Origin of the sequence: Pseudomonas sp. NFACC41-3 (assembly GCF_900109505.1) — a bacterium.
GTDB lineage: Bacteria > Pseudomonadota > Gammaproteobacteria > Pseudomonadales > Pseudomonadaceae > Aquipseudomonas > Aquipseudomonas chlororaphis.
Window position 1 is genome coordinate 345,164 of record NZ_FOAE01000002.1, and the last position, 17,484, is coordinate 362,647.

17 protein-coding genes are annotated in these 17,484 nt (G+C 63.0%); 3 read left to right on the plus strand and 14 right to left on the minus strand.

Annotated elements, in window-relative coordinates; genetic code table 11:
• Nucleotides 1–67 precede the first annotated feature (67 nt).
• Nucleotides 68–934, plus strand: coding sequence for a fatty acid desaturase family protein (locus tag BMY68_RS10935; protein WP_085532187.1), 867 nt, complete (start codon nt 68–70; stop codon nt 932–934).
• A 169-nt stretch (nt 935–1,103) separates the two neighbouring features.
• Here the strand turns inward: BMY68_RS10935 and BMY68_RS10940 are convergent, their stop codons facing one another.
• The 14 genes from BMY68_RS10940 to BMY68_RS11005 form a co-directional block, all read right to left on the minus strand.
• Entirely contained in the window at nt 1,104–1,502 is a 399-nt protein-coding gene (locus BMY68_RS10940) for a DMT family transporter (RefSeq protein ID WP_007927148.1), read from the minus strand.
• A gap of 31 nt (nt 1,503–1,533) precedes the next feature.
• On the minus strand, nt 1,534–1,908 hold the full coding sequence (locus tag BMY68_RS10945) for a DMT family transporter (protein WP_085532185.1): 375 nt from the start codon (nt 1,906–1,908) through the stop codon (nt 1,534–1,536).
• Complete coding sequence (locus tag BMY68_RS10950; protein ID WP_009045381.1) at nt 1,905–2,825, minus strand: arginase family protein; 921 nt, start codon at nt 2,823–2,825, stop codon at nt 1,905–1,907. Before BMY68_RS10950 ends, BMY68_RS10945 begins: the two co-directional genes overlap by 4 nt.
• 247 nt (nt 2,826–3,072) lie before the next feature.
• A complete protein-coding gene (locus BMY68_RS10955) occupies nt 3,073–3,402 on the minus strand; it encodes a GlpM family protein (protein WP_162096444.1) in 330 nt (109 codons plus the stop codon).
• Nucleotides 3,403–3,432: 30 nt separating this feature from the next.
• Nucleotides 3,433–4,758 carry a two-component response regulator AauR gene (locus BMY68_RS10960; RefSeq protein WP_007927143.1) on the minus strand — a complete coding sequence of 442 codons (1,326 nt, stop codon included), beginning with the start codon at nt 4,756–4,758 and terminating at the stop codon, nt 3,433–3,435.
• Complete coding sequence (locus tag BMY68_RS10965; RefSeq protein WP_085532183.1) at nt 4,755–6,656, minus strand: two-component sensor histidine kinase AauS; 1,902 nt, start codon at nt 6,654–6,656, stop codon at nt 4,755–4,757. The genes BMY68_RS10960 and BMY68_RS10965 overlap by 4 nt, the downstream gene beginning before the upstream one ends.
• A 156-nt stretch (nt 6,657–6,812) precedes the next feature.
• Nucleotides 6,813–7,547 (minus strand): amino acid ABC transporter ATP-binding protein, encoded by a 735-nt coding sequence (locus BMY68_RS10970; protein WP_007927141.1) that lies wholly within the window; start codon nt 7,545–7,547, stop codon nt 6,813–6,815.
• Nucleotides 7,544–8,215: an amino acid ABC transporter permease gene (locus tag BMY68_RS10975; RefSeq protein ID WP_007927139.1), complete on the minus strand. Its 672-nt coding sequence runs from the start codon at nt 8,213–8,215 to the stop codon at nt 7,544–7,546. The genes BMY68_RS10970 and BMY68_RS10975 overlap by 4 nt, the downstream gene beginning before the upstream one ends.
• A complete protein-coding gene (locus BMY68_RS10980; protein ID WP_009045378.1) occupies nt 8,215–8,961 on the minus strand; it encodes an amino acid ABC transporter permease in 747 nt (248 codons plus the stop codon). Before BMY68_RS10980 ends, BMY68_RS10975 begins: the two co-directional genes overlap by 1 nt.
• A 189-nt stretch (nt 8,962–9,150) precedes the next feature.
• Nucleotides 9,151–10,065 (minus strand): glutamate/aspartate ABC transporter substrate-binding protein, encoded by a 915-nt coding sequence (locus tag BMY68_RS10985; RefSeq protein WP_009045377.1) that lies wholly within the window; start codon nt 10,063–10,065, stop codon nt 9,151–9,153.
• 357 nt (nt 10,066–10,422) lie between these two features.
• Complete coding sequence (gene glpD / locus BMY68_RS10990; RefSeq protein ID WP_009045376.1) at nt 10,423–11,961, minus strand: glycerol-3-phosphate dehydrogenase; 1,539 nt, start codon at nt 11,959–11,961, stop codon at nt 10,423–10,425.
• A 296-nt stretch (nt 11,962–12,257) separates the two neighbouring features.
• Nucleotides 12,258–13,013: a DeoR/GlpR family transcriptional regulator gene (locus BMY68_RS10995; protein WP_007922413.1), complete on the minus strand. Its 756-nt coding sequence runs from the start codon at nt 13,011–13,013 to the stop codon at nt 12,258–12,260.
• Between the two features lie 251 nt (nt 13,014–13,264).
• Nucleotides 13,265–14,770, minus strand: a complete 1,506-nt coding sequence (gene glpK / locus BMY68_RS11000; protein WP_009045375.1) for a glycerol kinase GlpK — start codon at nt 14,768–14,770, stop codon at nt 13,265–13,267.
• A gap of 78 nt (nt 14,771–14,848) precedes the next feature.
• A complete protein-coding gene (locus BMY68_RS11005) occupies nt 14,849–15,700 on the minus strand; it encodes an MIP/aquaporin family protein (RefSeq protein WP_009045374.1) in 852 nt (283 codons plus the stop codon).
• 374 nt (nt 15,701–16,074) lie between these two features.
• Between BMY68_RS11005 and ybaK the strand changes: the two genes are divergently transcribed.
• The gene (gene ybaK / locus BMY68_RS11010; protein ID WP_062824779.1) at nt 16,075–16,545 is read left to right on the plus strand and encodes a Cys-tRNA(Pro) deacylase; all 471 of its coding nucleotides are present in this window, start codon (nt 16,075–16,077) and stop codon (nt 16,543–16,545) included.
• A 116-nt stretch (nt 16,546–16,661) separates the two neighbouring features.
• Nucleotides 16,662–17,444, plus strand: coding sequence for a PhzF family phenazine biosynthesis protein (locus BMY68_RS11015; protein WP_085532181.1), 783 nt, complete (start codon nt 16,662–16,664; stop codon nt 17,442–17,444).
• Nucleotides 17,445–17,484: the final 40 nt, after the last annotated feature.

Consider the following 17,484-nt stretch of genomic DNA (forward strand, 5'->3'; position numbering starts at 1 on the left):
TTACGTCTGAGAAATTGGTCCACCCTTTGCACTGGCAGCCATGAACCCACTTTTCAGGAAGTTCTTCATGGCTCGTCCCGCTTATCGCCTGCTTGCCCATTCGCTGTGGGACCTTGTCCCGATCCTGATGGCCCTGGCGCATTTTTCCTTCGTCCTGTGGCTGGTGCTGGCTTTTCACAGCCTGTCCTGGTGGGTGATCCTGCCAGCGGCGCTGCTGTATGCGCTCAGCCTGTCGTGGAGCATCAACAGCATTTCCCACAACCAGATCCACAACGCCTATTTCAGCCTGCCGTGGCTGAACCGCGGCTTCGATCTGCTGCTGTCGGTGACCATCGGTTTTTCCCAGACCCTGTACCGCGATATCCACAACCGCCATCACCGTGGCAACTCGGATCGGCCCGGGCCGGACGGCACCACGGTCGATCCGCTGTCGATCTACCTGCATGGCCGCAACGGCCAGCCGGACAATGTCTGGGCCTACACCTTCCTGAGTTTTTTCCGCGACGACCCCAAGGCCATCTACCAGGAAATGCAGCGCAAGCGCCCGGCGGACGCGCGTTGGGTCAAGGTGGAAATCGGCGTGACGGTATTGGCCTACGTGGCGCTGGCGCTATACGACTGGCATGCGCTGCTGGTGCTGCTGCCGTTCTGGTACCTGGGACAGTCGCTGTCCTCGCTCAACGGCTATTACGAGCACCTGGGCGGCAACCCGGACCTGCCGATCGCCTGGGGCGTGAGTAGCTACAGCCGGCTCTACAACCTGATCTGGATGAACAACGGCTACCACGCCGAACACCACTACCGGCCGAAGATGCACTGGACCCGGATCAAGGCCTTCCACCGGGAGATCCGCGAGCAGCAGCGGGCGGCGGGGGTGAAGGTGATTCCGCTGGCCCATGGCCTGGGCTTTCTGCTGAAACACCCCAAGCGCTGACACCCGCGCACCTGTAGCCGCTGCCGCAGGCTGCGATCGACCGGTACGGTCGTGGCGTTCTGAAGATCGCGAAAGGTTCTGCGGGAGATTGGGAACCAAGGCCCTGCGGGCCTTATCGCAGCCTCGCGGGCTCGGCAGCGGCTACAGGGGCGTTATGCGCCCCCATATCCTAGGCCTCCTCGCCCTCGGCCAGCAGGGCGATCCCACCGACAATCACCAGCACGCCGACCCAGTGCAGCAGGCTGATCTGCTCGCCCAGGCCCAGCCAGGAGCCGAGCAACACCACCACGAACACCAGCGAACTCAGGGGGAAGGCCAGGGACAGGCTGCTGCGCCGCAGGATCAGCATCCACACGAAGAACGCGCCGATGTAGCAGGCAATCGCCAGCAGCACCCCCGGGTTGACCGCCACCGCGGCCAGCCATTGCAGGTTGAAATCCATCTGGCCCAGTTGGTCGCCGCCGACCTTGGTGGCGATCTGGCCGGCGCTTTCGAAGCCGATCAGCAGGGCCCAGAGCACCAGGGTGCCGAGGCGCCCGTGGAGCCAGCCGTGAGTCTGTGCAGTCATGAAATCTTTCCTTGTGAAGCGTTGAGGGGGCTCAGCTGCTGGCGACGCACACCAGCATCACACCGAGGGTGATGACCAGGGTGCCCAGCCAGCGCCGGCGGCTGACGTGCTCGCCGAGAATCAGCTTGCCGGCCAGGACCACGCCGCAATAGGCCAGGGCCGCCGCCGGGAACAGCAGGCTCAGCGGTGCGCGGGACAGGGCTTCGAGCCAGACGAAAAACTCGATCACATAGGCGCCGATGCCGCACCACAACAGCGGCGCGTTGAACACCTGGCCCCAGAAGGCATTCAGGCGAAAACCGCCTTCCAGCTCCGGCAGGCGGTCCAGGCCGAGCTTGAAACAGAGCTGGCCAATCACGTCGAGGACGATGGAAAAGGCCACCAGCAAGACAACGGTCGGGGTCACGGGAACAGCTCCTCGAACAACGCCATCAGGGCTTCGTTGGTGGTCGAATTGCGCAGCAGGTCGGCCGCGCTCCAGCGTTCGGCCGGCGGTTGGTCGGAGCGTGCTTCCCAGCGCTTGAAGGCGTTGCTGAAGGCCGGCGCGGCGAACTCGCCGCAGATGTCGATACCGAGGATGCGCTTGCCCGCCGCCAGGCTGCGCAGGGCCTGCAGCAGGTGGCTCAGGCGCATGCCGCCCTGGTCCCAGTTGGTCGCGGCGTCGGCACTGGCCAGCACGTCCTTGTCGATGGTGATCCAGATCGCCTGGGTCGGCAGGCTGGCGATCAACTGGTCGAGGAAGGCTGGCCAGTCGAGCCCGGCCAGGTTGAGCCAGTGCAGGTGGTTTTCCTGCTGCTGGTGCCCGGCGCCGTCACCGACCCGGCCCCAGACCTTGGAGGGCGCATGCTCCCAGGGAAACAGCTGCAGCTTGCCGTGGCGCAGCGCGCCGAGGTTGCCGCCGCGCAGCTGCGGGTTGTGCAGGTCGTCGCTGCACGGCCCGAGGGTGACAATGCGCTGGATGTGCGGCAGCTGCAGCGCTCGGTTGACCCAGGAACCGCAGTGCCGGCGCGGCGCGAAGCGCACCCAGTCGGGGTGGTTGTCGAAGTGGATCAGGCTGACCGGCTGTTGCAGGTCGGCGAGGAAGGCCGGGGTCAGGTGGTGATAGTCACCGGAGCCGACAAAGAAGATTTCCGGCTGCGGGCCGCTGTGGGCGGGCCTTTGCCGCAGGCGCTCGGTGAAGTGACGGTAGGTGCGTTCGGTGGACCAGAGCCGCAGTTTCGGGCCCAGGTCCAGCAGGTCCAGGCGTCGCGCCTGGCCGCTGCGCAGCCGGCGCTGGACAGGCTCCTGGGCGGTCAGGCTGTGGTCGAGATCGAGAATGTTCAAAGCAGGATTTACCCATGGCAGCGCCCCTCGGAAAAGCCGGCGTCACAGGTCGCGGACGCAGGCAGAGCGGGCTTTACAGGGTAAATGCAAGGGGCGGGCCAGGGCGCTGAACGGCACCTGTAGCCGCTGCCGAGCCCGCGAGGCTGCGATCGCTCCCGCAGAGGTCTTGAGATCGCTGAAGGCCTTCGGCCTTATCGTCCGAACGCGGCCCGAGCCTGCGGCAGCGGCTACAGAAGCGCGAGGGGAGTCAGGCGTGGACGCGCACCCAGACGCTGACCAGCACAGTGGCGGCCATCAGCCAGGCCACCGCGGCCACCGCCAGGGAGGCTTCCAGGCGCAGGCGGTCGACCATCACGTAGAGGGTCGCCAGGTACACGAAGTAGGGAATGATCGACCACATGCCGAACACGATTGTGGTCTTCAGGTCGTCGATGGAACGACCCTTGCCGACGATGTAGTGGGCGATCAGGGCGAAGGTCGGGAACAGCGGCACCAGGCCGGCGATGTAGTAATTCCGGGTCTTGGCCAGGGCGGCGAGAATCACCACCACGGCGGCGCCCAGGCAGGCTTTGAGCAATAAATCCACGGTACTTCTCGCAGGCGTTGGTTAGTGGCTCAGGCCGTATTTCTTGACCTTGTCGAACAGCGTGGTCTTGGCCATGCCCAGTTCCTGGCTGGCCTGGGTCAGGTTGCCGCCGCTGCGTTGCAGGGCGTCGTTGAGTAGGTTGCGCTCGAAGGCCTCGACCGCCTCGGCAAAGCCCAGGCCCTGCGCGGCGTTGCCGCTGGATTTCTTGAACGCCGGCAGGCCCAGGGCAAAACGTTCGGCGACGTTGCGCAACTCGCGCACGTTGCCCGGCCAGTCGTGGCTCATCAGGTTCGACAGGGTCTGGTTGTCCAGCTCCGGCGCGGCGCGGTCGAAGCGCAGGGACGACTGCTGCAGGAAGTGTTCGAACAGCTGCAGGATGTCCTCGCGCCGTTCGCGCAGCGGCGGCAGCTCCAGGGTCACCACGTTCAGGCGGTAATACAGGTCGCTGCGGAACTGGTTGGCGCGCCCCAGTTCGTCGAGGTCGGACTTGGTCGCCGCGATCACCCGGCAATCCACCGCCACGCTCTGGTTCGAGCCCAGGCGCTCCAGGGTGCGCTCCTGCAATACCCGCAGCAGTTTGATCTGCAGGTTCATCGGCATGCTTTCCACTTCGTCGAGGAATAGCGTGCCTTCGTGGGCGTGCTCGATCTTGCCGATGCGTCGCTTGCCGGCGCCGGTGAAGGCGTTGGCCTCGTGGCCGAAGATCTCGCTTTCGAACAGGTTTTCCGGCAGGCCGCCGCAGTTGAGGGCGACGAACTGGTGGGTGTGGCGGCGGCTGAAGTCATGCAGGCAGCGGGCGACCAGTTCCTTGCCGGTACCGGTCTCGCCTTCGATCAGCACGTTGGCCGAGGTGTCGGCGACGTTGGCGATCAGCTCCCGCAGGTGCTGCATGGCCGGCGAACGGCCGATGATCCGTCCTTCGAGGGAGTCGCGCTCGGCCAGCTGGCGGCGCAGCGACGACACTTCCCGGGCCAGCCCGCGCTGCTCCAGGGCGCGGCGGGCGACATCCACCAGACGCTCGGGGGAGAAGGGCTTTTCCATGAAGTCATAGGCGCCTTTCTGCATCGCGCCGACGGCCATGGAGATATCGCCGTGGCCGGTGATCAGCACCACCGGCAGGCTGCGGTCACGGGCCTTGAGGCGGGTCAGCAGCTCCAGGCCGTCGATGCCCGGCAGGCGGATATCGCTGATGACGATCCCGGCGAAGTTGTCGCCGACCCGCTCCAGGGCTTCTTCGGCGCTGCCGACGCCGACACAGGGAATGTCTTCCAGGGCCAGGGCCTGCTGGCAGCCGAGCAGGACATGGGGGTCGTCTTCGACGATCAGGACGGTAAGGTCGTTGTTCATAGCGGCTCGGCTTGTGTAGGGCTGACCAGGGGCAGGCTGAGGACGAAGGCGGTACCGCCGTCGGCCGGGTGCTCGACGCCCAGGTTGCCACCCGTGGCGGCGGCCAGGCTGGCGGACAGGGTCAGGCCGAGGCCCAGGCCCTGTTCGCCGGGTTTGGTGGTGAAGAAGGGTTCGAACAGATGCTTGCGCGCCTCGGCGTCGATGCCGTGGCCGTTGTCGCGGACCCGCAGGCGGTATTTGCCTTCGACGCTTTCGCCTTCCAGCCACAGCTCCGGCCGCGGCTGGGCCTGCATGGCGTCCAGGGCGTTGCCGATCAGGTTGACCAGGATCTGCTCCAGGCGGGTCTGGTCGATCTTGACCTGGACCTCGTTGAAGTCGCGGTGCAATTGCAGCGGCAGGTTTTCCAGGCGCGCATTGAGCAACTGCAGGGCAGCGTCCACGGCCTTGCCGAGGCTGGCTTCGCCCTGGTCCTCGCCACGACGGGCGAAGGAACGCAGGCTGGCGGTGATGCGGCCCATGCGGTCGATCAGTTCGTTGATGGTCTTGAGGTTGGTGCTGGCGGTATCCAGGGCGCCGCGCTCGAGGAAACGCACGGTGTTGCCGGACAGGGTGCGCAGGGCGGCCAGCGGCTGGTTCAGTTCATGGGCGATGCTGGTGGACATCTGGCCGATGGCGGCGAGCTTGCCGGCCTGGACCAGTTCGTCCTGGGCGCGGCGCAGGGTTTCCTCGGCCTGGCGGCGCTCGCGGATCTGGCCCTTGAGCCGTTCGTTGCTGGCGCGCAGGTCGCTGGTGCGTTCGGCGATCCGCCGTTCCAGCTGGTTGTTGGCTTCCTGCAGGGCTTCGCGGGCGGCGAGGCGGGTGGCGATGACCTTGCGCCGCTCGTTCCAGGCAATCAGCAGGAAAGCCACCAGGGCGAAGGCCACAGCCACCAGGATGCCCTGGTTGATGGCTTCGCGGCGCAGGTCCTTGAGCGGGGTCAGCAGGGTGAAGTTCCAGGGCGTATCGCTCAGGGGCCGGGTCTGGGACAGGTAGCTGATTTCCTTGTCGTCGGACACCAGCTCGGTGTTGGCCGGGAAGGTCAGCTTCTCCACGCCTTCGGCCAGGCGTTCGCGGGCCAGCGGCTCCAGCTCGTTGAGGGTGAACCAGTAATACTGCAGGCTGCGCGCCAGGCGCTCCTTGGTGTCGTCGCTCAGCGGGCGTACCGAGCGGAGGCGTCGGGCCGGGTCGCTGGAAAGGATGATGATGCCGTTCTCGTCGCTGACAAAGCCTTCCAGGCGGGCGCGTTGCCAGCGTTCTTCCAGGGCCTCCAGGCGCACCTTGACCACCGCCACGCCGATGATCTTGCCCTGTTCTTCCAGGCCGTGGGCGAGGTAGTAGCCGGGCTCGCCGTTGGTACTGCCGATGCCGTAGAAGCGCCCGGGCTGGCCGCGCACGGCATTCTGGAAATAGGCCCGGAACGACAGGTCTTCACCCAGGTAGCTGTCGACGTCGCGCCAGTTGCTGGTGGCCAGCACGCGGCCGGTGGTGTCCATCACGTAAATGGCCCGACTGCGGCTGCGCCGGTTCAGGCCTTCGAGGTAATTGTTGACGGTCTGCCGGTGCTCCGGCGTCGGCTCGTTGAGCAGCAGCGACACACTGGATTCGAGTTCCAGCAGGCTGGGCAGGTAGGTGTACTTGCTGATCTCGCTTTCGACCGCGCGGGCGTGCAGTTCCAGCTGGCGTTCGCCGTTCTCGCTGAGGCTGCGGATGCCGTAGTGCTCGCTGATCCAGAAGCCGATGTAGCCCAGGCCGATCATCAGCGCGATGACCAGTGGCGGCAGGAACAGGTGGCGGATCAGACGGGGTTTCACGGCGAGTGATGGCGGCGCGGCGCGATAGAGAGTGGGGTCGCATTTCATCACAGATGCCTTGGGTCAACCAGCGCTCGCCCGCTTCCTGTAGGAGCGAGCTTGCTCGCGAAGAACTCAAGGACAACGCATTATCCAGGATGCACGCGTTATCGTTAACGACCATCGCGAGCAAGCTCGCTCCTACAGGGGCGAGCCGCATCGTTTTTAGTGCTGCAGGATTTTCTCGAGGAAATGCTGCGCACGCTCGGAGCGGGCGTTGATGTCGCCGAAGAATTCCTCTTTCGGGCAGTCTTCGATGATTTTGCCGGCGTCCATGAAGATCACCCGGTCCGCGACCTTGCGGGCGAAGCCCATTTCGTGGGTCACGCACATCATGGTCATGCCTTCGTGAGCCAGTTGCACCATCACGTCCAGCACTTCGTTGACCATTTCCGGGTCGAGGGCGGAAGTCGGTTCGTCGAACAGCATGACGATCGGGTCCATCGCCAGCGCGCGGGCGATCGCCACACGCTGCTGCTGGCCGCCGGACAACTGGCCCGGGTGCTTGTGGGCGTGGGCGGACAAGCCGACGCGCTCCAGCAATTGCAGGCCTTTCTTGGTGGCTTCTTCCTTACTGCGGCCCAGCACCTTGATCTGCGCGATGGTCAGGTTTTCGGTGATGGTCAGGTGCGGGAACAGCTCGAAGTGCTGGAACACCATGCCCACGCGCGAGCGCAGTTTCGGCAGGTTGGTCTTCGGGTCGGCGATGGAGGTGCCGTCGACCACGATGTCACCTTTCTGGAACGGCTCCAGGGCGTTGACGCATTTGATCAGGGTGGATTTGCCGGAGCCGGACGGTCCGCACACCACGATCACTTCGCCTTTCTTGACCTCGGTGCTGCAATCGGTCAGCACCTGGAAGTCCCCATACCACTTGTTGATGTTCTTGATAGAGATCATACGGCAAACCTTTTTTGCAGACGCTTGACCAGCAGCGAGGCGGCAAAGCTGATTGTGAAATACACCAGACCGGCAACGATCAGGAACTCATTGGAGCGGCCGATGATGTCGCCGCTGGAGCGCGAAGCATTGAGGAAGTCCACCAGGCCCACGGTGTACACCAGCGAGGTGTCCTGGAACAGGATGATGCTCTGCTGCAGCAGCAGCGGGGTCATCTTGCGGAACGCCTGGGGCAGGATGATCAGGCGCATCATCTGGCCATAGCTCATGCCCAGTGCCTGGGCGGCGCCCATCTGGCCCTTGGGGATCGACTGCACGCCGGCGCGGACGATTTCGCAGAAGTACGCCGCTTCGAACATCATGAAGGCCACGATGCACGAGCCGAACGCACCGATCGGGGTGTCTTCGCCGGTGATCCAGCGCAGCACGAAGGGGACCGCCAGGTAGAACCAGGTGATCACCAGCAGCAGCGGGATGGAGCGGAAGTAGTTGACGTAGACGCCGGCGATGTTCGACAGCAGCTTGCTGTGGGACAAGCGCATCAGCGCCAGGATGGTGCCGAGGACGATCCCGCCGACGACGCCCAGGGCCATCAGCTTGAGGGTCATCAGCATGCCGTTCCACAGGCCGGGAATGGCCGGGACGACGCCAGTGAAATCGAATTCCATTATTTGCCCCCCACGGAGATCAGGCCGGGCACCGCAACTTTCTTCTCGACCATGCGCATCAGCAGCATCAGGCTCATGTTCAGGGTGAAGTAGATCAGCGTGGCCAGGGTGAAGGCTTCAAACAGGTTGGCCGAGAACTCGGCGGTCTGCTTGGTCTGCGCCAGCAACTCCATCAGGCCGATCAGCGAGGCCACGGAGGAGTTCTTGAAGACGTTGAGGAATTCCGAGGTAAGCGGCGGAATGATGATCCGATAGGCCTGGGGCAGCAGCACGTTCCAGTAGATCTGCGGCAGCTTGAAGCCCATGGCGCGGGCCGCGGATTCCTGGCCGCGTGGCAGCGCCTGGATACCGGTGCGCACCTGTTCGCAGACACGGGCGGCGGTGAACAGGCCCAGGCACACGACGACGCTCAGGTAGGCCGAGGTGGTCGGGTTGAGGTCCTGCTTGTACCAGTCCTGCAGGTTTTGCGGCAGCAGGTCCGGCACCAGGAAGTACCAGATGAACAGCTGAACCAGCAGCGGTACGTTACGGAAAATCTCCACGTAGACGGTGGCGATGCCCGACACCAGGCGGTTCGGCACGGTACGCATGACGCCCAGGATCGAGCCCAGCAGCAGCGCGACGATCCAGGCCACCACGGCGATGGCGATGGTCCAGCCCAGGCCCGCGATGTACCAGTCGAGATAGGTCTCGCTGCCCACGCCGGTGGACTTGAAGAACACGCTCCAGTCCCAGTTGTAATTCATTAGGGGCTCCCCTCTGATCGATCGATGTACAAGCACCCGCTTGGGGAAATCCGTTCCCGCCTGGATGACGCCCAGGCACACGCGATCGGCTCGACAACCACCGGTTCGAGTGTTTCCAAAAAAAGCCAGCAGGTAGTGACAGGCTCCTGAAAGGGCCGCGCCCTTTCAGGAGACAAGGTTAGTCAGGAATCAGGACTTTTTATCGTCAGCCGCTTTGTCGGTCGGGTTGGCGATCAGGGCCTTGAGCTCGTCGCTCATCGGGAACATCAGGTTCAGGCCTTTTGGTGGAATCGGCGACTGGAACCATTTGTCGTAGATCTTGTTGATCTCGCCCGACTTGAAGGTGGCGACGATGGCGTCGTCCACGGCCTTCTTGAACGGTGCGTCGCCCTTGCGGACCATGCAGCCGTAGATTTCGTAGGATTGCGCGGTACCGGTCACGGCCCAGTCGGTCGGTTTGCGGGCCTTGGCCATTTCACCGGCCAGCAGCGCGTCGTCCATCATGAAGGCGACGGCGCGGCCGCCTTCGAGCATGTTGAAGGACTCGCCATGGTCCTTGGCCGAGATCACGTTCATGCCCATCTGCTTGTCGGCGTTCATTGCCTTGAGGATGCGCTCGGACGTGGTGCCGGCGGTGGTCACGACGTTCTTGCCCTTCAGGTCGGCGAAGTCCTTGTAAGGCGAATCCTTCTTGGACAGCAGACGGGTACCGATCTCGAAGATGCCGACGGAGAAGTCGACCTGCTGCTGACGCTCGACGTTGTTGGTGGTGGAACCGCACTCGACGTCCACGGTGCCGTTCTGCACCAGCGGGATACGGGTCTGCGAGGTAACCAGGTTGTATTTGACCTTGAGATCCGGCATGTCGAGGTCTTTCTTGATGGCTTCGACGATTTTCAGCTGGATGTCGTGGGAGTAGCCGACTGGAACGCCGGATGCATCCGCGATGTAGGAGAACGGAATGGAAGCGTCGCGATGTCCGAGGGTGATGGTGCCGGAGTCTTTGATTTTCTTCAGGGTGCCGGTGAGTTCGGCGGCGACCACTGGAGTGCTAATCAGAGCAGCAGCAATGGCTGCGCCCAACAGATGGGGAACGATGCGCATCAATATTTCCTCGACATTTGTTTTTTTTATGAAGCCAGTTCGACGGCTCTCTTATACAGCGAATGCCTTGACGGCTCCTGATGTGTGTTGGCCCATCAGGCATTCGTCGAAGAGTGTAGAGCATGAGTCGTGCCAGGCCAGCTGATCCGTATCAAGACCTTGATTTGAAAGGCTATTAAATATTTATGGCGGATATTGTCGGCGGTCTTTATCCGGTTATCCGAATTGACCCGAAAGTCGCGTTCGGAAAACCGAATGCCCAGCAGGGCCGGGCTCATTCCCCTGTAGGCGCGAGGCTGCGGCCAGAAAAAAGCCCCCGGGCCGTATGGCGCAGGGGCTTCTTTATAGGAGGGGCGATCAGGCCGCTTCGATCTTCGCCCGGTTCTGCTCGACCTTCTGCAGGTAGTGCTGCAGTTTTTCCTGTTCTGCCGGGGTGGTGAACAGCCCCAGCTTGCTGCGGCGCCACAGGATGTCCTGGGCATTGACCGCCCATTCTTCGCTGCACAGGTAATCGACTTCACGGGTGTACAGGCCGCCACCCAGGTGCTCGCCCAGGTCGCTCAGGTTGTGTACGCCTTCCAGCAGGCGCCAGGTGCGGCTGCCGTAGCTGGTGGCCCAGCGGCGGGCGATTTCGCTGGGTACCCAGTCGAACTTCTGGCGAATCGCTTCGGCCAGTGCCTGCGGGGTGGTCATGTCTTCGCCGCCGGGCAGGGTCGAGTGGGCGGTCCAGCTCGGCTTGATGCCCTTGAAGAACGGCGTCAGCTGGGCCATGGCCGATTCGGCCAGCTTGCGGTAGGTGGTCAGCTTGCCGCCGAACACCGACAGCAGCGGCGCTTCGTCGGCATTGCCGGACAGCGCCAGGGTGTAGTCGCGGGTCACGGCCGACGGGTTGTCGGATTCGTCGTTGCACAGCGGGCGCACGCCGGAGTAGGTGTGCACGATGTCTTGGCGGCTCAGCTGCTTCTTGAAGTGGGCGTTGACCACTTTCAGGATGTAGTCGGTTTCGCCTTCGGTAATCGCCACCTTCGCCGGGTCACCGGTGTACTCGCGGTCGGTGGTGCCGATCAGGGTGAAGTGGTTCAGGTACGGAATGGTGAAGACGATGCGCTGGTCTTCGTTCTGCAGGATGTGCGCATGTTCGCCTTCGTACAGCTTCGGCACGATCAGGTGGCTGCCCTGGATCAGGCGGATGCCGTAAGGCGAATCCAGCTTCAGGTCGTCCTTGATGAACTTGGCGACCCATGGGCCGGCGGCGTTCACCAGGGCCTTGGCTTGAATTGAGAACAGGCTGCCGTCGGCGCGCTCCAGGTGCAGGTGCCACATGCCCTTGCTGCGGCGGGCGCTGATGCAGCGGGTCTGGGTGTGCACATGGGCGCCTTTTTCGCGGGCGGCCATGGCGTTCAACACCACCAGGCGGGCGTCGTCGACCCAGCAGTCGGAGTATTCGAAGCCTTTGGTGATCTCGGCTTTCAACGGGCTGTCGGCACCGAATTTGAGGCTCTTGGAACCGGCGAGTTTTTCCCGCTTGCCCAGGTGGTCATAAAGGAACAGGCCGGCGCGGATCATCCACGCCGGACGCAGGTGCGGGCGGTGCGGCAGGACGAAACGCATGGGCTTGACGATATGCGGGGCCTTGGCCAGCAGCACTTCGCGTTCGGCCAGGGCTTCGCGCACCAGACGGAATTCGTAATGTTCGAGGTAGCGCAGGCCGCCGTGGATCAGCTTGCTGCTGGCCGAGGAAGTGTGGCTGGCCAGATCGTCTTTTTCGCAAAGGAACACGGACAGGCCGCGCCCGGCGGCATCGGCGGCGATGCCGACACCATTGATCCCACCGCCGATCACGGCAATGTCATAAATCTCGGCGAGAGGGGGCGCGGGCAAGGTGGAAGTGGGCATCGACTGGCCTCGTGTTCTTCTGGTATTTGAAATCGAACATTAATGTTCATTTGCGAAAATACTAGCGCAGAAACACGCCGACAGCCAGCGGGATTCGATTGAAAAAACTCATCGAAAGGCGGGGAAAGGAAAATTTACGAACATTGTCGGACGCAAGGTGTCCGCGGCTTGCGGAGGAGCGAACTGTAGCCGCTGCCGAAGGCTGCGATCGCGCCCGAAGGGGGCGCAGGATCTCCAGTTCGCTGAAGGCCTTCGGCCTTATCGCAGCCTGCGGCAGCGGCTACACGGGGAGGGGGTCAGACGACTTCCAGGCGAATCTTGTGTTGCTGCAGCAACTGGGTCAGCGCTGGAACCGGCTGCTGGTCGGTGACCAGGCAGTCGATCAGGCTGATGGGGCCGAGGCGGATCATGGCATTGCGCCCGAACTTGCTGGAGTCGGCGGCCAGGATCACCTGCCGGGCATTGGCGATGATCGCCTGGGATACCCGCACTTCCTGGTAGTCGAAGTCCAGCAGGCTGCCGTCTTCGTCGATACCGCTGATGCCGACCAGGGCGAAGTCGACCTTGAACTGGTTGATGAAGTCGACGCTGGCCTGGCCGACCACACCGCCATCGCGACGCACATTGCCGCCGGTCAGCAGCACGTCGAAGTCGTCCTTGGCGCTGAGCATGGACGCCACGTGCAGGTTGTTGGTGATGATCTTCAGGTGGCTGTGATTGAGCAGCGCCCGGGCAATGGATTCGGTGGTGGTACCAATATTGATGAACAGCGAGGCGTGATCGGGGATCTGCGCGGCGATGGCTTCGCCGATGCGTTGTTTCTCGTCGCGCATCTGATCGGCGCGCATGGCGTAGGCGGTGTTTTCGACACTGGAGTCGTAGGCTGCGCCGCCATGGTAGCGACGCAACAGGTTCACTTCCGCCAGTTGGTTGATATCGCGGCGGATGGTTTGCGGTGTAACGACGAACAGCTGGGCCATTTCCTCGATGCTGACATAGCCGCGTTCGCGGACCAGCTCGAGGATTTGCTGCTGACGGGGAGGCAGATTCATGGGGCTTCCTTTGGGCTGCCATGCAAAATTTGCCCATGATGCCGCAGGAATCTACTCCCGACCAGTTACCCGATCACGTGAAAACTACTACGCTCGGAAATCCTGCGTTAAAAACAGACTCGGACTGCTCATTTACAAACACGTAAAGTCGGGTGCGACCCCAGCCGGTCCTCGTCTGTTTTTGCCTTGGCTTTCCTTCGCTCGCTACGTTTTCACCCGATCGGCCACCCGATACGAATCCGCGACCTGGCTTATTCAGCGCCTTCGTGCGGTTCCCAGTCGCGGGTGCGGCTGACGGCTTTTTTCCAGCCGGCGTAGAGTTTTTCCTTCTCGGTTTCGGCCAGCTGCGGTTCGAACTCGCGCTCGATCACCGCCTTGCCGCGCAGCTCTTCCAGGCTGCCCCAGAAGCCGCAGGCCAGGCCGGCCAGGTAGGCCGCGCCCAGAGCCGTGGTTTCGCGCATTTGCGGGCGCTCGACCTGGGTGCCGAGGATGTCGGCCTGGAACTGCATGAGGAAGTTGTTGGCGACCGCGCCGCCGTCCACGCGCAGGGCCTTGAGGCGTTCGCCGGAGTCCTGCTGCATGGCGTCGAGGACGTCGCGGGTCTGGTAGGCGATCGACTCCAGCGCGGCGCGGATGATGTGGTCCACGCGCACGCCACGGGTCAGGCCGAACAGCGCGCCACGGGCGTAGGGGTCCCAGTACGGAGCGCCCAGGCCGGTGAAGGCCGGGACCAGGTACACGCCGTTGCTGTCCTTGACCTTGCTGGCGAAGTATTCGGTGTCGTGGGCGTCGTTGATGATCTTCAGTTCGTCCCGCAGCCACTGCACGGTGGAGCCGCCGTTGAACACCGCGCCCTCCAGGGCGTAAGCCACTTCGCCGCGAGGGCCGCAGGCGATGGTGGTGAGCATGCCGTGCTTGGACTTGACCGCCTTGTCGCCGGTGTTCATCAGCAGGAAGCAGCCAGTGCCGTAGGTGTTCTTCGCCTGGCCCGGCTCGACGCACATCTGGCCGAACAGCGCCGCCTGCTGGTCGCCGGCGATACCGCCGATGGCGATGCCGCTTTTGGTGCGGCCGTAGATTTCCGAGGAGGACTTCACTTGCGGCAGCATTTCCCGCGGGATATCCAGCACCTCCAGCATCTTCGCATCCCACTCCAGGGTGTGGATGTTGAAGAGCATGGTGCGCGAGGCGTTGGTGTAGTCGGTGACGTGGGTCTTGCCGCCGGTGAATTTCCAGATCAGCCAGCTGTCGACGGTGCCGAACAGCAGTTCGCCGTTGCGCGCGCGTTCGCGGCTGCCTTCGACGTTGTCGAGGATCCACTTCAGTTTGGTGCCGGAGAAATACGGGTCGGTGACCAGGCCGGTGGTGTCGCGGATGTACTCTTCCAGGCCGTCACGCTTGAGCTGCTGGCAGATTTCGGTGCTGCGGCGGCACTGCCAGACGATGGCGTTGTAGATCGGCCGGCCGGTGGTCTTGTCCCAGACCACGGTGGTTTCACGCTGGTTGGTGATGCCGATGGCGGCGACCTGGTCATGGTGCAGGCCGGCTTGCGCCAGGGCCTCGACCATCACCGCGCTCTGGGTGGCGAAGATTTCCATCGGGTCATGTTCGACCCAGCCGGCTTGCGGGTAATGCTGGACGAATTCGCGTTGGGCGGTGCACACGACGTTGGCGTCGCGATCGAAAATGATCGCGCGCGAGCTGGTCGTACCCTGATCGAGGGCAATGATGTAGTTCTTATTCTGAATGTCGGTCATGTCGATTGCCTTGGACAAAAATAAGGAAGTGGGCAAGAGGCGCAGGTCGGGGTTGGGCAGGACCTTGCGCCGCCGGTTTCAAGAAGTTCTTACTTTGCCGTCAATGGCTTTTTCGGCATCCGTTGGAGCAGGGGCGACGGTTGGCAGGTGGCGGGCAATCAGCCCACGGTAAGCCACGGCGCCGAGGCAGGCACCGATAATCGGCGCGAAGATCGGAACCAGGAAGTACGGAATATCGCGGCCGCCGGTAAAGGAAACCTCGCCCCAACCCATGAAGAATGTCATCAGTTTAGGGCCAAAATCCCGCGCCGGGTTCATCGCGAAACCGGTCAGCGGCCCCATGGCGCTGCCGATCACGGCGATCAGCAGGCCGATCAGCAGCGGCGCCATCGGGCCGCGCGGCAAGCCGTTGTTGTCGTCGGTCAGGGACATGATCACGCCCATCAGGATCGCGGTAATCACCACTTCGACCAGGAACGCCTGGGCGGTGGACAGCGCCGGGTTGGGATAGGTGGAGAATACCGACGCCAGTTCAAGGCTGGCCTGGGAGCCGCGGACCATCTGGTGGGCTTGTTCGTAATCGAAGAACAGGTTGCTGTACAGCGTGTAGACCAGCAGCGCCGCGCAGAAGGCGCCGGCGATCTGGGAGACGATGTAGAACGGCAGTTTGCGTTTCTCGAAGTCGGTAAAGATGCACAGCGCGATACTGACCGCGGGGTTGAGGTGCGCGCCGGAAACGCCGGCGGTGAGGTAGATCGCCATGCTCACGCCGATCCCCCAGATGACGCTGATTTCCCACAGGCCAAAGCTGGCGCCCGCGACCTTGAGCGCGGCGACGCAGCCGGTACCGAAGAAGATCAACAAGGCTGTACCCAGGAACTCGGCCATGCACTGGCCGGAGAGCGACGGTTGTTGTAACGCAGTTGTCATGGAAAACCTCGGTTTTTGTTGTTGTCTGGCACTGGCGTGAAGGGCGCCGAGCGCGATTTTCACCGTCGGCAGGATCCCCATCCTGGACGCGGCTTACTGCTGGGTACGGCTGTTGGATCTACCACATGATATTCGCAAACGAAAAAATATAGACAAGAAACATTACTGTCAAAGGTCGAAAGTGAACCATTGGTCATTTTATAACTATCAGTTGTGTGAATGATCTTGCGGGAAGCGCATGGGTTTTGCGCAAAAGGCACGGCCAGCCTGGTGCCGGCGGCCGTCGGGACTGAGGTATGGGCCTTGGAATAGAGCCTTTTACTGGCGGATATCCTAGAATCGCCGGTGTTCTTTTCCCTGCCTATGGAGTTGCCATGACCCCTGCACTGGATCTGCTGAAAAAAGTTCGCGCCGAACATCGGGTGCACAGTTATGAACATGACCCGAAGGCGGCCTCCTATGGTCTGGAGGCAGCGGAAAAGCTCGGCCTCGATCCGGCGCAGGTGTTCAAGACACTGTTGGCCAGCAGTGAAAAGGGCGAATTGCTGGTGGCCGTGGTGCCGGTCGTCGGAAGTCTCGACCTCAAGGCCCTGGCGCACGCGGCGGGGGTGAAAAAAGCCGAGATGGCCGACCCGGCCGCCGCGCAGCGAGCGACCGGTTATCTGCTGGGCGGGATCAGCCCCCTGGGCCAGAAAAAGCGCCTGCGCACCTTTATCGATAACAGTGCGCAACCCTTTGCCAGCATCTTCGTCAGCGCCGGGCGGCGTGGGCTTGAGGTCGAACTCTCGGCCGCCGTGCTGGCCGAGCACACCCAGGCGGCATTCGCCGATATCGGGCGCGACTGACCGTCAGTGCGCCGATAAGTATCGGCGCTGTATGGCAAAAAATAACTTTCTCTGTGGCTGTCGGCGCCAGGACGGGCAGCCCCATGCTTGCGCGGCATGTTCAAGGAGAAATGTTTATGCAGCTTGAGTTTCATCAGGTCGACGCGTTCAGCGATCGTCCATTTAGCGGCAACCCGGCGATGGTCTATCGACTGCCGGCCTGGCCGGCCGATGAGTTGATGCAGAACATCGCCGCCGAGCACAACCTGGCGGAGACCGCTTTTGTCGTGCGCGAGCCTCAAGGCTGGCGTATCCGCTGGTTTACCCCGACTACCGAAATCGCCTTGTGCGGCCATGCCACCCTTGCCAGCGCCCATGTGCTGTTCGAGGTGTATGGCGAGCCGGGACCGCGTATCGACTTCATCTGCCAGTCAGGCTCCTTGAGCGTCAGTCGCGAAGGCGCGCAGCTTTGGCTGGACTTCCCGGTTCGTGCGCCGCGCGCGATCGATGGTCGCGAACAGCTGGAGCGCGTTTTGGGCACGAGGGTCTTGGCATTACTGGGGGCCAACGAGTTGTTCGCGGTGCTGGAGTCCGAGCAGGCGGTGCTCGACTGTCAGCCGGACATGGCGGCGCTGGCCAAGCTGCCCTGGCCTGGCGCGATCGTGACCGCGCAGGGCAGCCAGCATGATTTTGTCTCGCGCTATTTCGCGCCGGCCATTGGCATCAACGAAGACCCGGTCACCGGCTCGACCCACTGCGCCCTGATTCCGTATTGGGCCGAACGCCTGGACAAGACGAGCCTGACGGCCTATCAACGCTCGACGCGCGGAGGGGCGTTGTTCTGTCGGCTGGAAGGGGAGCGGGTGAAGATTGGCGGGCAGGCGACGCTGGTAGCCAGCGGCAAGCTGTTCCTGGATTGAAACCGCAGGCGCCGGTTGAGCGGCGCCTGCGCTTTCCGCT